This window comes from Paraclostridium bifermentans (genome assembly GCF_019916025.1).
Taxonomy (GTDB): domain Bacteria; phylum Bacillota; class Clostridia; order Peptostreptococcales; family Peptostreptococcaceae; genus Paraclostridium; species Paraclostridium bifermentans.
In genome coordinates this window covers 443,144-459,101 of the sequence record NZ_CP079737.1, presented here as the reverse complement: position 1 = coordinate 459,101, position 15,958 = coordinate 443,144, and the positions used below count along the sequence as shown (strand labels likewise).

Genomic DNA, 15,958 nt, shown 5'->3' with positions numbered 1-15,958 from the left:
ACTATTTTTAAAATAGTGTTTTTTTATTTTTAATACTTAAGCTAACTCTTCCTTTAATGATTCACTTTCAATATTGCAACTTTCATATCTATACTTTTTACCATTAGATACTAACATTATAACTTGAACCATTGTAAATATAAGGGAAGTTCTTTTTTTATAGGCCATATACCTTCCATCCCAAGACTCACAATACTTTTCTTTAAACTTCTTTAATCCTTCAAAAGAATAAAAATGTTGTCCATGAGAATAAATCTTAGCAGCCATCTTTTCTCTTAAAAATGAATATTTAGATCTTCCTACATTAGATAAAGGTGCCATTCCCATATTAAATCTTGAATATCCATGTTCTATTCCATGCTTAAATAAATTTACAAATATAAAATCCATTATCCCATTACAACTATCTTTTGAGAAACGCATTAAATCTATAGATAAAGTTTTATTACCATCATACATAGGCATTAAATTTGTAAATCCTTTAATTTCTCCATCTTTGTTTTTTACTATAGCAATAGCATCTAAACTTAAGTACTCTTCATCAAAGAATCCAACTGAGAATCCTTTTTCCGGTCTTCCTTCAAGCCATTCATCAGAAATATTTTTAATTTCCTCAAGAAAATCATTGCTAAACGGTGGATATATCATTTCAAATGTATATCCTTCTTTTTCAACTCTAGAAAGTGCATTTCTTACACTCTTCATTTTTCGACCCTCTAAAGTAAAGCTTTCTAAATTTACAGATGCTTCTTCACCTAATTTAATAAATTCATATCCAGTTTCATGTAGATGAGGTATCATTTTTTCATCTATTGCAGTAAATACAGGTATATATCCATATCTATCAGACATTTCATAAAATTCTTGGATAGATTCAAAAAACTTATTTTCATTCCCTACAAGGTTGCCAAGCACTACTAATTTATTTGCATATACTTGGTATTGGAGCATAACATCTTCATCTTTATTCATATATACAAATTTATCATTTAAATTTATAAAGTGAATAACGGAACTTCCATTATATTTTTTTAGTATACTATCTACTTTATCTTTACACTGATACAACTTAACTTTTTTAAAATCATTCTTTTTATTTAAATAGTATAGAATACCTAAGAATGCTACTGCAATTAAAAATCCAATTGCACTCATTGCCCCGAATTTTTTTACTTGTTCCAAAGTATGATAATTACTTAAGTTAAATATTGAGTTACTAGCAACTTTTAAATGTGTATTATTGTATGCTACATATATATATAACCCTTGGAAAAATAGTAATATTAACGTGTTTTTTAATATATCTCCCCACTTCATAACAAATCCATCTCTATAAAATTGATTTTTACTAATTTTTAGTACTATCCCTACAATAATTAGATACATACTAACTTGATATTCAAATCTAATTATTAAGGACACGAAAATCCCGATTATAACCAATGCCATAGTTATCTTATATACATTTTTAGATTTAAAACTTATTACTCTAGACATAGCAATTAATAAAAATCCAATTATTATAGATACTCCGCCTGACATACATGTAATTTTAAATCCTAAGATTTTATTCACTACATGTATTCTTTCCACCATACCAGGTATAGCCTGAGATGCTAGAAGTAATAATCCAGCAGAAAATACTAATACAATCAATCCATAATGAGCAAATTTTGATGATACTATAGAAACTACATGTTTTTTATTTTTATCTACTTTAGTCCATAGCTCAGATATATATAATACTACTCCTATAAGTAATGGTATTATATAGTAAGTTAACCTATATAAAAATATAGCTAATATTACCTTTTCTGATGAAACACCTAAAGCATTAAGTCCAGTTAATAAAGTTAAGTCAAACGTTCCTACTCCACCAGGAGACATACTTATTATAGCTACAGCTATTGCAGCTACGAATATTGGAAAAAATTGTGCTATAGATATACTTTCTCCTAATATAATGATTATTGAGTATACTAAAGTTATAGTTGTAATCCACTCTAATAATGATATTCCTATTATTTTAAATGTATCAGCAACATCTCTTCTTACTTCATTTTTATATTTTATATATCTACCTATTAAAATTAATGTCAAAATTGGTAAATACATACTTATACATATAGTTAAAACATTTGTAATACTAATTTTACCAAGATTAAATTTCATCATTATTAAATATATAAAACATGTCATTGAAAAACCAGTTAGATTTAAAGCTACTACTTTAGATACCTCTTTTGCTAAAATCTTTTTATCTTTAACATAAGGATTGTAAAAATGGCTTTTTAAAGCAATAGCACTACTTCCTCCAAATCCAACGATACTAGATACAGAACTTGCAATCCATGAATATTTATATAATTTTTTATTATCTAAATTTATTCCAACTCTTTTCTTGATTATAAAATCATAAAAAGTTAAAGGTATATATGAAATTATGCCCAGCGAAACAATAATAAGTATATTACCTAAAGTAAGCTGGTCTGCATAAGTATAAAATGTTTCGACGTTAAACCCTCTAATAATACTAGCTGACTCTTTAGCTGTTATTCCTAAAATAATTACTACAAATAATATCTTTAATCCTAATATTAATTTATCTTTATTCGTTTTAATAACCATCACCTCTCCAATTTATTTTTATTTATAAAGTCTACCATATTAAACTCCACTTTTTAGCTTTATTACAAATTTGTTATGTACATGTAACATTACTGTAAACTAGGCACTCTCTAGTATCATCTTAATATAAATAACTTAACTATTTTGAGATATAATTCTTAATTTAACCTTTATTTTTTCTTAATTTTTTCTTAATTTTTTTATTCTAATTTATATTTTCAAAAACAAGAAATTGGCATATAACACATTGTGTTATATGCCAATTTCTTGTTTTATAGTTTTTTTCCTTTTATATCAAATTTTCCTGGCAATGGATTATAAGATTCTATTTTTTTATCTGGACTATTTGGATCACAACTAATACCCAATAACTTATCTCCATCTGCTATTATATACATAACTGTCGAATTAACTTTATCTCCTTTTTTAGCATCTAGTGGATGTTTTTTGACAACAACTGTATATTTACTTAAATCACTTAAATTGTTGTAATTAGGTTCAATTTTATACGCTATCCCTTCTTCTTCAGATATATAATAACTTTTCTCTTCATCAAAACTTATAAGTCTTAGATCATTGTCTTCTATAATTCTTTTTACAATAGGTGGTGTAAGTATTCTTTGAGATACATTTGCTTCTATCATCATATATGCACATAATAAAATTCCTACTAATATACCTGATTTTAAATTACTATATTTTGATTTTTCATATGTATCCAACTCATCTTTTTTTATATATTCATAAAAATTTGTAAATGTTAACTGAATATAAGGTCCTACCCAAATATATGCTATCCCAAAGGTAAATCCAACTAAAAGCATCCATCCAATAAAACTTAATGAAAGTAATATATAGTCCCAAATATAATTTTTAATAATACTGATAGATTTTTTAATAGCTTCAATTAATGAAATATCTTTTTTATCTGCAATAATATATTGAAGTTGCGAAAATACTATAGAAAAAAATAAATTTGATATACTACTTATAAATGCAATCATAGTTAATCTTGTATGACTATCTTTTACTAAAAATATGGGTATAGCTACAAAAGGAGCAGTCATAATAAAAGTTATAGCCATCTGAAGTAATATAGATCCATATGATTGATATAATATATTAAATCCTTTTAATATATCTTTTGCTTTGATTTTCTCCCCTTTTATACAATCTAAAGATACTATATTTAATCCTACTACTAACGGAGTAGACACAAGCATTGATATAATACTTATAACTAATGTCATTCTATAAGATGTGAAAATTTCTTCACTTAAAAACTGTGGTATAAATGTAATCATTCCAACTAATACAGTAGCTATAGTAATATCTATTTTATTATCGGCTAACTGTCTCCTAGCTTCTTCTTTCATATCCACCCTTAATTCACTTTTACTCATTTTATTCCCCCCTGATTTGTTGCTATATAATCTATTTATTATAAATTATATATATTTTATGCTTAACTTTAGTTACAACATTCCTACAAATATAAAAACTTATCTAAAATTTATTTTTCATGTCTTTTTTTATATTTTAAAAAAAGATATTACCATAAATATTATGGTAATATCTCGAAATTCCTTTAATTTATTCTAATTTTTTGTCCTGGATATATTAAGTTTGGATCAGGTATGTTATTAATATTTGCTAAATATTGATAGTTAGTATTATATATTTTAGCTATCTTACTTAAAGTATCTCCACTTTTTACTGTGTAATAAATATTTTCAGATTTTTTATCCTTAATGTCCGCTTCTTTATATTCATTTAATAGTATTTGTTCAGTAAATACATCTAGGTCCGTTTTGCTTTCAATCCCTCTAACTATTCCTGATTCAGAATATTGCCATCCAGCATATTGTTCTCCCCATATAGGATTGCTTTCCGGTTTACTTGTTCCATATTGAGCTATCCACAAAGGATACTTTCCTAGTCCAGATTCTGAATCTAAATTATTTTGAGCAAAATTAGTATACGTATAAATAGCTACGTCCAATCCGCTTAATCCTTTAACTTCTTCTAAAAACTCTATCGCCTGTCTAGATAGTTTCGATTTGCTTAGTCCTCCCGTTTTTTCTAAATCTAAAACTAACTTACAATCACATTTTAATCCATTTATTGTACTTACAAAATGTTGAGCTTGTTCTTTAGGGATTCCAGGGTTTACAGGATTAAAAAAATGGTAAAACCCTATCTTTAGGCCTGCTTCTCTTGCTTCATTATAGTACTCTTTAAATCTAGGATCTATATAATTAGTTCCTTCTGTTGCTTTTATATAAACAACTTGAATTCCACTATTTAAAACATCTTTAAAGTTAACATAGCCTGTCCAATGACTGACATCAATACCTTTTAATTTATTCATAAAAAACCTCCTTTAAAATTTTCCAAGTAAAGTCCCCCTAATCTATATAATATTAAAAATTTTTTTTTATGTTACTTTATATTAAATAATTTTAAATGAAAAAAGAGTTTGATAGATAATATATATTATCTATCAAACTCTTTTGTTTTCTTCTAAAAATATAATTCCTTTTTCTGTTATTACCGACCCCCCTCGGCCAGACAAAATTTTTACAAATCCAAACTCTTGTAACTCTATCAATATGCTTCTAATTTGTTGCTCAGTTAAAAATATCTTTTCTGATAATGCATATTCATATATTTTTCTTCTTCCAATTCTTTGCTTTAAATCATATGCATTTTTTATTTTTTCTAATACAAATATATAATCTCTCAAATCTCTTTTTAAATTAGATATTTTTTTAATTTCATTTTTATTTGATAATTCCAAACAGTAATCTTTATGTTTTATTGACTCTAACATATACTCAGGCAAATCATATACTTCTATCGTACTTTTATCTAAATATGAACAATATTCTACTAAATTTCTTAATTCCCTTATATTGCCTTCCCAGCTATACGTTTTAAAAATTTCAACAAGTTCATTCGAGAGATTAAACTTCACATCAAGATTTTTCTTAAATGATTCAAAAATTAAAAATACATCTTCATTTCGATTTCTAAGTGGTGCAATTTTTAATGGCAATACATTTAATCTATAAAATAAATCTTTTCTAAATTTATTTTCGCATACTAACTTTTTTAAATCTCTATTGGTAGCTGCTATGATTCTTATATCCACATCTATAATCTTATCTGAACCAACTCTTCTAATTTGTTTTTCTTGAATTACCCTAAGAAGTGTTGCTTGAGAGTTTAAGTCCATCTCTCCTATTTCATCTAAAAATATAGTACCTTTATTCGCTAGTTCAAATAATCCAATTTTACCACCTTTTCTAGCTCCTGTGAATGCCCCCTCATCATATCCGAAAAGTTCACTTTGTAATAATCCTTCTTGAAAAGTACTGCAGTTTACAGCTACAAAAGGGCCTTGGCTTCGTCTTGATGCACTATGTATCGATTGAGCAAATAACTCTTTACCAGTCCCACTTTCACCAATTATAAGAATCGATGAATCAGATTGAGCCATTTTATATGCAATTTTTTTTGTATTTTGTATAGATTCACTGCATCCAATTATATCGTCAAAGTTATATTTGCTTATATTTCCTGAGCTCATTAGCTGTGCCCTTAACTTTGCTTGTTTTTTTTCAGCTTGATGGAATTTAGATACTTTTATTATAAATCCATTAAAAACACTTATGTGTGTGTATTTAACCTCCATATTTATATCTATATTATTTACTTTAATAAGTTTTTGAAAATACGGAACTTCTTTTTTAATTATTTGATCAAAGTCTAGAGATTTTACATATTCACCTATATATTTTCCTATCATTTCATTTCCATTAATAGATAATATTTCTCTTGCTACGTGACTATAAAACTGTACTATCCCCTCATTGCTAACTCCAATAATGCCATCGTCAATTGCAGATAATAAAAAATCAAATTGATTTTCTAATTTAGTTTGGGTTACTAAAAGCTTTTCTGTTATATAGCTAATTGGAACAATCTTATCCATAAATTTTTTTACTAAATCCTCTTGAATAAGACTTTCTAAGTTGAGCTTCATAGCTATATCTGCAATAGAACTTAAATCTATTATTCTATATTCTAAATCTATAATTTTGCAATTTTTAGCTTCTATATTTACTTTTTCTCCTGGTGTAAGAACTATTGAGTTTTGTGGTACCTTTTTCATCTCAGGATAGCAAGGTATAAGATTTGGAATATCTACTCCTAATCTATATATAATTGCTATTGTTTCTAACGCCATACTTTTTGATAAATTATAAACAAATATAGTTTCATTTTTATTTATCTTACATATTTTTTCAAAACTAGATTTTTCAAAAGTTAAATTAGGTATGATTATCTGTGCATCTGGATTGCACATATTTAAAATTTCTTCATATTTTAAATTCACAGAAAGAAGAATTAGTTTTTCTTCAAAGAAAGTAAATCCGCCCTCTTCAAAAGAATACAGGTTTATCTTTATACTGTCTCCTAAAAAATAATTTATTTGATTTGCATATATTTCTCCTGCATCTTTTTTTAATGTTACTATAGCTAATTCTCTTTTTTTCATTTTTATCCCTCATATCTAATAGTCTATAATCATTAAATAAATTATAACAATATCATATATAAATTGCAAAATATAAGAAAGAGAGATAAATTAACTTTATCTCTCTTTACTATATTTTTAATTACATTTTTTTATATAGTCAACAATCTCTTTTGCTGTATCAGTTAAGTACTCGCCTTTAAAATAATTTAATTTGATTTCTTCAAAGTTACCAATTGCTGAAACAACTTTAGGAGTTTCCTCGAATACTCCTAAAACATTCATTTCTTTATCTAAAACTGCAATTGTAGGAGCTTTATAATTTTCAATTTTTAAAATAGGTGCTAAAAACTTTTTACCTCTTGTTATACTTATTACTGACATATTGAAATTTTGATTTAAATCACAAAGTCTTTTAACTACACTTACATTAAGTTGGAAATCTGGACAAAAGATTTCACCTGAAACTAAAAAGTTTATTTCTTTATCGAAGTTTTTAACCTCTTCTACTAAATCATTTGGCAAGTTAATACGAGAAGTATTTTTTACTACTCTAGATCTTTCTTCTTTTGTTCCTACTCCTACAGCTGACTCAAAACTTACTCCTACTTCAAATAACTCTTTGATGTTCATTTCCATATTAATAAATCCTCCATATATAATTTTGTACTATTAATATAGAGCAATTACTATGCCAGTTTTAAAGTTTTACATTAAATCTTATTTATAATTTTCAACATACTGAAAATGCAATATTTCGTAGAACTATAATTTGTTCAAAATTTTTCAATTTAATTTTTAGCTTTAGTTTTATTGGTTATTATGGTTCTTATTTAACCCTGTTAACCCATTTATCTATTTCCACAAATGTTTCATTATAGGTTACTTGCCCTCCCATATCTGAAATTCCACTATATGTTAAAACATTTGGATTACCATGTTTTTTCCACCATCCAACATAAATTAAAATTGTATTATCTCCTACACTGTCAGTTATTTTAATTTGAACTTTTATACTTCTATTTTTACTAACTAGTTTTACAATATCATTTTCTTTAATATCTTCTCTATCTGCCATTTCTTCATTTATATACGCTTTTGCTATTTCCTCTTTATCCATCATATGCTGACTAGAAATACTATCTCTGCAGTGATTAGTTAGTAATCTATACTTATTTCTTTTCTCAGATTTTATATATCTAGGAATTGGATTTGCACCATCTAGGATAGCATCGTTTGAATATAGTTCAATTTTTTTTGATGGAGTTTCAAATATTTTATCTTCCCATGCTATAGGGTTATGTATAGTCAAATAATTATTTTTTATTGTATCTAAATTTATATTTCTATCAAGTTCCATCAATGGCTTTATTACCTCACATATATATTCTAACTTAGATACCATTGGATAATCTTTTATGTTTAAACGTTTTGCTAATTCCATAAAAAAATAATATTCATCCATTAGTTTATTTTGAGGATTTACTACTTTTTCATTATATATAATATAAGGATTTGTCATTGATGAATATAATAAATCTTCACTCTCCAAAGTATTTGTACATGGTATAAATAAATCACACTCTTTTGCAGTATCTGTCATAAACATATCGAAACACACTTTGAACTCTATATAATTAAAAGCTTGTTTTATATCTACTACATCAGCTAGTTGATTTAATAAATTACTCTTTGTTATAACTGCCATTTTGATAGGAGTTTTACTATTCATAGATTCTTTTATAAACTTACTAATGTGGCTAGTATAGAAAAATCTATTATCACAATAATCTTCACTATTAAATGGATCTGTATTTAAAACTGATGGATATACTTTGTTTGCATAATTAATACCTCCACCAGCAAATCCTATTTGCCCAGTTATAGCCCCTAAAGCATCTATAGCTCTTATATTATTTCCTCCATTTTTATATTTTTGTGTTCCATACCCTATATATATAGTAGAATACCTATCTGTATATAATTCTACTAATTCTTCTACTATATTGAGCTGTACTCCACATTCATTTAATAATTCATCTAAATCTAAATTAAGTATATAATCTTTATATATATCAAATCCTAATACGTATTTATCTATATAATCATTATCACAAATTCCTTTTTGTATTATAATTTTTGTCATAGCCATAGCTAATGCTCCATCTGTACCTGGGTTTATTCGTATATATCTATCTGCAATCTTAGCTGTATCTGTGTATATTGGATCTATAACAACTACCTTTGCTCCTTTAGATTTTGCTTTTTTTATCATTTGAAATGTATGTATTGTAGTATACGCAGGATTTTTTCCCCATATAAAAATACTTTTACTATTTAACATACCTTCTAACGAATGACTTTTACAGGTACCATAATCATATTTTTGAGCTTTTATTCCAGCACTCCAACAAGGGCCTCCCTTGCTTTTACTTACTCCGCCATAAAAATTAAAGAAGATATCACCTATATCTTTTAAAACTGAACCACTTCCGTATTGAGTGTAATATAGTATAGATTTTGATGAGTATTTATCTTTATATATCTTTAATTTTTGGGCAATTATATTTATAGCTTCTTCAAAACTAATTTCATTCCAAACTCCATCTATTTTTATCAACGGATTATATATTCTTTCTGGATGATTTAGTCTTTTTAAATGAGCTCTTCCTTTATTGCATATAAATCCTTTTGTATAAGGGTGGTTTTTATCACCCTCTATTTTTATAACTTTTTCATCTTCTACATATACATTAAACTTACAACAATCAAAACAATCTAGCGTACATCCATGACTTAAAATTTTCATTAATGATTCCCATCCCTCTTATTTATTTTGATAAATAATATTTTCTTTATAGATAATAATATAAACATCTATACACACAATCAATACTTTATATGCTTAATTTGCATAAATTTTTAGATATGATATAATGTTAGACAATTTAACCAAAATATAGATAACTTTTATGAGGTGATAATATGGAATTTTTAAGAATTCAATCTGAGAATAATAAATATTGGAACGATATAATAAATATGTATAATACAAGCTTTCCATTATTTGAACAAAGAACTTTAGAGGATCAAGTTTTAGCTTTACAAGATGAAAGATATTACTGCATGGCCCTTTGTGAATCTGAGTCACTAATTGGACTTTTATTTTATTGGAATTTAGGCGAATTTGTATATATAGAGCATTTTGCAATTTCTTCAAATTTAAGAGGAAAAAGCTATGGCTCTAAAGTCATTAAAGAGTTTTGTCAAATTAATAAAAATGTAATTTTAGAAATAGATCCACCTTTGGATGATGTATCTATTAAGAGATTAAATTTTTATTCAAAATTAGGGTTTAAATTACAATGTTTTGATCATACTCATCCATCTTATAGAAAAGATACACCTGCTCATGAACTAAAAATCATGACTTATCCAAATGATATAAATAAGTCTGAGTTTAATAATTTTAGTAATTTTTTAACTAATACAGTAATGAAATACTCTGAAATATAAAAATAGGTACATGCTAGCATGTACCTATTTTATTTATTTTTCTACTAATCTATCAATTATGCTAACTAAATTAGCAATTTCTGGTTTAGTTATTTGTTCGTCTGCACCTATAGATTTACCTTTTATTCTCATTTCTTCACTTATTAATGAAGAGAATAATATTAAAGGTATGTCTTTAAGCACACTATCATCTTTTACAAGTTTTGTTAATCTATGTCCATCCATTAATGGCATTTCAATGTCTGAAACTATACATGAAACATGCTTTTTAACTGGCTCTCCGCAAGTCTTAACTTCTTCTAAGTATTCCCATGCCTCTTGCCCATTATCAACTTTTATTGTGTTTTTGTATCCCGCTTTGTGTAAACATTCAACTATCATCTTAGAAAGTAACATTGAATCTTCTACTATTAGTATAGTTTTGTCAGTGTCTTTACGCTTACCTAATCTATCTATTTCTTCATATTGAATACTTGACTCAGGACTTATTTCTGCAATAATTTTTTCAAAGTCTAGTATAGTTATAAGTCTATCTTTATATTCTGCTATACCAGTTGATACTCCTTCATCTCCACCGTAAATTACTTTATCTGGTTTTTTTATAGCTTGCCATGATACTCTTGCAATACCTACTACAGATTCAACATGGAAAGCAAAGTTTAATTTGTTAAAATGAGTTACAATAAATATATCATTATTTTTATTTTCTGTTTTAGGTAAGTTTAGATATCTACCTAAATCTATAACTGTTATAATTTCATTTCTAGGCTTAAATACACCTTCTACTAATTCATGTGAGTTAGGCATTTGTTTTACTGGTTGCGCAATCATTATTTCTCTAACTTTCGCAACATTTATACCAAATAATTCACCTGCTATAGTAAACTCCATAATTTCAAGTTCATTTGTTCCCGATTCTAAAAGAATTTTTGTTTTACTAGTGTTCTCTGAAACGCCCATAGTTACCTCCCGATTTCTTATTTTCAACTATAAAATATACTTTCTATATATACGGAAGATTCTTTTAAATCTAGAGATACGTATTTACCTATATTCGTGTATCTATTATTAAAATATTATATAAATTTTAAAATAGCTATAATAATTACTATAATTATTAACACTCCACTTAAATTATCAACTAGTGATGAAGTATTTAAATAAAAATAAGGATTAATCCAAATCTGTTTATTTTTTTCTTTTTTAATTTCCTTTTCTAAACTATTTATATAAAATAAATTTAACTTAAACTCTAAATCTGAAATTCTATTATTCTTAAATAAACTGTCTAAGTCATTAAAAGTCTTTGATATTTTTTGTTGTTTTTCTTCAGTTCTATTACAATTGTTAATCTCATCTTTTAATGATTTATTCTCTTTAATTATTTTGTTAATTATTTGCTTTATATCTGGTATTTTTTCTTCTATTAAAGCAAGTTCTTTTGAAGTTAAATTTTGATTCTTCAATAACTTTATTGCTATAACCTCAATCTTTTTATTTTCTATTTTCACTGTATTCGAAAATTTTTCTACTTCACTTAAAGCTCCTAATTTTAACTTCACTTCAACTTCCGATATTAACCCCTTTTTCCCCATAAGCTTTACATTATTTATTTCTCTATTTATTAATTCTTTTCTTTCTTCATCTGAATTACAATTTTTTATTAAAATCTTTAATTGCTTTATATCTTTGTTCAATTTTTCAGCTAATTTTTTTATATCAGGATATTTAAGGTTTATAAATTTTTCTTCTGATTTATTTATATTTTCTCCACTTATAATTTTTATCGCTATTAAGGTTGATTTTTTCAATTCATCTTTAATTCTACTTACTATAGCTTCACATTCTTGGCTTGGAGTTTTTATTTGTTGTTTTAACTGTTCTTTATTACTTGTAGCCATATTTGTTTTATTTCCTACATCATAAGAATTTTTATTTATACTATTAATCATCAGTTCACTCCTAAATATGATAATAATTTATAATCATATTATTTATATACGGATTAAATAATTTATAGCTAAGTTAAATTCTTCAAAGCTAGACAATATAAAGTTATTAATTTATAATAATTTTATATTTAAAGCAATTTATAAGTTAATAACTTTGCATATATCAATGTTTTTGTAGAAAGGATATACTATGAATAAAATAGGCTTAATATTAGAAGGTGGCGGTATGCGTGGTATATACACCGCTGGAGTTTTAGATTTTTTTATAGAAAAAAATATAGAAGTTGATATAACAATCGGTGTATCTGCTGGTAGTTGTCATGCTTCTTCGTATTTATCAAAACAATATAAAAGAGCATATAATGCTACTGTAGACTATCTAAACGATAAAAGGTATTTAAGTTTTTCTAATTTAATTAAAACTGGATCAATTTTTGGTATGGATTTTATGTTCAATAAAATTCCTAATGAACTAAATATTTATGACTATGATACTTTTGCTAAATCTAAATCTAAATTCGTAGTGGTTGCTACTAATTGTGAAACTGGATCTCCAGAATACTTTGAGTTAAAAGATTTGAAAAAAGAAATAATTTATATGCAAGCATCTTGTTCAATACCTATGTTTGCAAATATAGTAGAAATAGATGATTTTAAATTGGTAGATGGTGGTGTATCCGATTCAATACCTATCGAGTATTCTTTAAATCAAGGATATAAAAAGAATATAGTTGTTTTAACTAGAGATGTTACTTACAAAAAAAACAAACAAAAATTTCTTCCTATTGTAAATAAAAAATACAAGAAATACCCAAATCTTATTAAAGTAATTGAAAATAGACATTTAAATTATAACAAAAGTCTTACTTTAGTAAATCAATTAGAAAAAGATGGGGATGTCTTAGTTATTAGACCTAAAAAACCAGTTAATGTTAGCCAAATTGAAAAGAATGCTAAAAAACTCACATCATTATATGAAGAAGGATATGATGATGCTAAGGAGTTATATGATAAAATTTTAGATTTTATAAAAAAATAACTGAACTTACTTATGTAAGTTCAGTTATTTTTATTTAATGTTACATTTCAAAATCTTCTGTGTCAAATAACATTTTTCCATCAAAATACTTATCTTTCTTATCTTGATTATTTTTTAATTTAAACTGTCCAATAAGATCTCTTAACATATTAGCTTGGCTTGATAGTTCTTCGCTTGCTGCAGCACTTTCTTCAGAAGTTGCTGAGTTTGTTTGAACTACTACTGAAATTTGTTCCATTCCAGTATTTACTTGATTTATATGCTGAGCTTGTTCATTACTTGCGTCCGCTATTTCTTGTATAACTTCAGATGAAGTCTTAGCTCCATTAACAACTTCTTCAAGAGATATTGCTGTTTCTGATACAATCTTTGATCCATTTTCTATAGCTAGTAAAGATCTTTCAATTAGCTCAGCTGTATCTTTTGCACTTTGTGCTGATTTTTCAGCTAGATTTCTTACTTCATCCGCAACTACTGCAAATCCTTTACCTGCTTCTCCAGCACGAGCTGCTTCTACTGCTGCATTTAATGCTAAAATATTAGTTTGGAATGCTATGTCATCAATATTTTTAATTATATCTCCAATTCTATTTGAAGTGCTGCTTATTTCATCCATAGCTGTAATCATCTCTTGCATTTGCTTTTTACCTTTATCTGTAGCAACACTTGATTTTGTTGAAATAGCCTTAGCTTTTACTGCATTTTTAGCTGTTTGTTGAATTTGATCTGATACTTCACTTATAGTTGCAGAAAGTTCTTGGATAGAACTAGCTTGTTCCGTTGCTCCTTGAGAAAGAACTTGAGCTCCTTCTGATAACTGTATCGAGCTAATTGCAACTTGTTCTCCAGCTATGTTTATTTGATCTAATGTACTATTTAAACTATCAATAATTTTATTTACAGCTACTAACATAGGTTCAAAATCATTTATGAATAAATGACTTAATTTTTCATCATTTGTATCTAAATCTAAATTTCCATTACTTATCTCTGTTAATACATACATTAATGTACTAATCATTTCACTCATATCAATAACTATTTTATTTGTAGCATTAGCTAATAATCCAATTTCATTTTCTTCATTTATTTGTGGAGTTTCTGAGTTTAAATCTCCTTCTGCTAATTTTTTAAGTCTTTCGCTACAAGCTTTTAGTGGATTTCCTATCTTATTAGCAAACTTTATAGCTGCTATAAATGATACTATAGTAAATATTATTGCTAATCCAATAGTTGTCCCAATTGAAGTATATACCGGCCCAAGGAAATCTGCTTTGTTGGTCATTATTCCAACTCCCCATCCATCAGTATTTTCAACTGGAGCATATGATAGTATCCATTTTTCTCCTTTTAATTCTACATCTGCATTTCCTGTTTCACCTGATATAAGTTTTTTATCAGCTTCTGCAAATGATTTTACACTTGAATTTGTTTTTGCCTCTTTTATAGAGTTTTGAACAGCTACAAGACTCACATCCTTATGTGCAATAGTTGTTCCCTTGCTATCTATTAAATAAGCATAACTATTTTTACTTATCTTTATATTATTAACTATATCATTTAAAAAGTTTTTATCTACGTCAAAAGTTACTATACCTACAATCTTGCTTCCTTGTATTCCATTTTCCCAAATAGGTGCTGAAACTACCATTGTAAGATCTCCTGTTACTTTACTTACAACAGGACTACTCATGTATGCGTCTCCTTGCATAGATATTTTAAAATAGTCTCTAGATGAATAATCTTTTCCACTGAAAAGATCCTTTCCATCTGCATATATAATTTGTCCTAGAGTTAATCCTGTAAGTTTCTCTTCTCTAGCTATAATATTTTTCTTCTCCTCAACACTTACCTTAGGATCTGAAAGTTCCTTTATTGTACCAGTTTGTATTGTTGCATCTTTAAGATTCTTTATCTTTTGTGCAACTGTTTGTGATGCTTGTTTAGTATTTTCTAAAGCAGCATTTGCTAAAATCTCATTCGAAGTTTTATAGTTTAAGTAACTCGTAATTGATCCTAACAGTAAACAACAAACTACTACTACACATACTATTATAAAAGTAAGCTGAGTTTTTATACTTTTATTTTTGTACTTAATATTAGTTTTAATTTTTGATTTCATACAATTATTCCTCCTTTTTTAACCTTATTTGTTAACATATAATTTATATTAACAACTTTTTAACAACCCATTTTCAACATTTAACCTCTAAAATGTTCTACTTATAATATTACGAACCATCGATGATTTTCTTTAACACTAAATTCAATAATTCATCA

The 15,958-nt window shown here is 26.4% G+C and carries 11 protein-coding genes; 2 read left to right on the top strand and 9 right to left on the bottom strand.

Annotated features, from left to right (window positions below):
* Nucleotides 1-36 precede the first annotated feature (36 nt).
* From mprF to KXZ80_RS02350, 6 genes are all read right to left on the bottom strand, one after another.
* Entirely contained in the window at nucleotides 37-2,628 is a 2,592-nt protein-coding gene (gene mprF / locus KXZ80_RS02375) for a bifunctional lysylphosphatidylglycerol flippase/synthetase MprF (protein ID WP_021433990.1), read from the bottom strand.
* A gap of 272 nt (nucleotides 2,629-2,900) precedes the next feature.
* Entirely contained in the window at nucleotides 2,901-4,031 is a 1,131-nt protein-coding gene (locus KXZ80_RS02370; RefSeq protein ID WP_021433991.1) for a DUF975 family protein, read from the bottom strand.
* 185 nt (nucleotides 4,032-4,216) lie between these two features.
* Nucleotides 4,217-4,999, bottom strand: coding sequence for a GH25 family lysozyme (locus KXZ80_RS02365; RefSeq protein WP_021433992.1), 783 nt, complete (start codon nucleotides 4,997-4,999; stop codon nucleotides 4,217-4,219).
* A 132-nt stretch (nucleotides 5,000-5,131) separates the two neighbouring features.
* Nucleotides 5,132-7,192 (bottom strand): sigma-54 interaction domain-containing protein, encoded by a 2,061-nt coding sequence (locus KXZ80_RS02360; RefSeq protein ID WP_021433993.1) that lies wholly within the window; start codon nucleotides 7,190-7,192, stop codon nucleotides 5,132-5,134.
* Between the two features lie 117 nt (nucleotides 7,193-7,309).
* Nucleotides 7,310-7,810 carry a thioredoxin family protein gene (locus tag KXZ80_RS02355; RefSeq protein ID WP_021433994.1) on the bottom strand — a complete coding sequence of 167 codons (501 nt, stop codon included), beginning with the start codon at nucleotides 7,808-7,810 and terminating at the stop codon, nucleotides 7,310-7,312.
* 190 nt (nucleotides 7,811-8,000) lie between these two features.
* A complete protein-coding gene (locus tag KXZ80_RS02350) occupies nucleotides 8,001-9,980 on the bottom strand; it encodes a molybdopterin-dependent oxidoreductase (protein ID WP_021433995.1) in 1,980 nt (659 codons plus the stop codon).
* 176 nt (nucleotides 9,981-10,156) lie between these two features.
* Between KXZ80_RS02350 and KXZ80_RS02345 the strand changes: the two genes are divergently transcribed.
* Nucleotides 10,157-10,687 (top strand): GNAT family N-acetyltransferase, encoded by a 531-nt coding sequence (locus tag KXZ80_RS02345; protein ID WP_021433996.1) that lies wholly within the window; start codon nucleotides 10,157-10,159, stop codon nucleotides 10,685-10,687.
* A 33-nt stretch (nucleotides 10,688-10,720) separates the two neighbouring features.
* Here the strand turns inward: KXZ80_RS02345 and KXZ80_RS02340 are convergent, their stop codons facing one another.
* Together KXZ80_RS02340 and KXZ80_RS02335 are read right to left on the bottom strand one after the other, a co-directional pair.
* Nucleotides 10,721-11,647: a chemotaxis protein gene (locus KXZ80_RS02340; protein WP_021433997.1), complete on the bottom strand. Its 927-nt coding sequence runs from the start codon at nucleotides 11,645-11,647 to the stop codon at nucleotides 10,721-10,723.
* Between the two features lie 116 nt (nucleotides 11,648-11,763).
* Nucleotides 11,764-12,639: a hypothetical protein gene (locus KXZ80_RS02335; protein ID WP_021433998.1), complete on the bottom strand. Its 876-nt coding sequence runs from the start codon at nucleotides 12,637-12,639 to the stop codon at nucleotides 11,764-11,766.
* A gap of 190 nt (nucleotides 12,640-12,829) precedes the next feature.
* Here KXZ80_RS02335 and KXZ80_RS02330 point away from each other — a divergent pair, with 190 nt between their 5' ends.
* On the top strand, nucleotides 12,830-13,678 hold the full coding sequence (locus KXZ80_RS02330; protein WP_021433999.1) for a patatin-like phospholipase family protein: 849 nt from the start codon (nucleotides 12,830-12,832) through the stop codon (nucleotides 13,676-13,678).
* A 40-nt stretch (nucleotides 13,679-13,718) separates the two neighbouring features.
* On the opposite strand, the gene KXZ80_RS02325 is transcribed toward KXZ80_RS02330, so the two are convergent.
* A complete protein-coding gene (locus KXZ80_RS02325; RefSeq protein ID WP_021434000.1) occupies nucleotides 13,719-15,800 on the bottom strand; it encodes a methyl-accepting chemotaxis protein in 2,082 nt (693 codons plus the stop codon).
* Between the last annotated feature and the right edge of the window lie 158 nt (nucleotides 15,801-15,958).

What these genes read in the sequence shown, in the direction of transcription:
- mprF (WP_021433990.1), bottom strand. Translation starts at nt 2,628, where the DNA reads ATGGTTATTAAAACGAATAAAGATAAATTAATATTAGGATTAAAGATA.
- KXZ80_RS02370 (WP_021433991.1), bottom strand. Translation starts at nt 4,031, where the DNA reads ATGAGTAAAAGTGAATTAAGGGTGGATATGAAAGAAGAAGCTAGGAGA.
- KXZ80_RS02365 (WP_021433992.1), bottom strand. Translation starts at nt 4,999, where the DNA reads ATGAATAAATTAAAAGGTATTGATGTCAGTCATTGGACAGGCTATGTT.
- KXZ80_RS02360 (WP_021433993.1), bottom strand. Translation starts at nt 7,192, where the DNA reads ATGAAAAAAAGAGAATTAGCTATAGTAACATTAAAAAAAGATGCAGGA.
- KXZ80_RS02355 (WP_021433994.1), bottom strand. Translation starts at nt 7,810, where the DNA reads ATGGAAATGAACATCAAAGAGTTATTTGAAGTAGGAGTAAGTTTTGAG.
- KXZ80_RS02350 (WP_021433995.1), bottom strand. Translation starts at nt 9,980, where the DNA reads ATGAAAATTTTAAGTCATGGATGTACGCTAGATTGTTTTGATTGTTGT.
- KXZ80_RS02345 (WP_021433996.1), top strand. Translation starts at nt 10,157, where the DNA reads ATGGAATTTTTAAGAATTCAATCTGAGAATAATAAATATTGGAACGAT.
- KXZ80_RS02340 (WP_021433997.1), bottom strand. Translation starts at nt 11,647, where the DNA reads ATGGGCGTTTCAGAGAACACTAGTAAAACAAAAATTCTTTTAGAATCG.
- KXZ80_RS02335 (WP_021433998.1), bottom strand. Translation starts at nt 12,639, where the DNA reads ATGATTAATAGTATAAATAAAAATTCTTATGATGTAGGAAATAAAACA.
- KXZ80_RS02330 (WP_021433999.1), top strand. Translation starts at nt 12,830, where the DNA reads ATGAATAAAATAGGCTTAATATTAGAAGGTGGCGGTATGCGTGGTATA.
- KXZ80_RS02325 (WP_021434000.1), bottom strand. Translation starts at nt 15,800, where the DNA reads ATGAAATCAAAAATTAAAACTAATATTAAGTACAAAAATAAAAGTATA.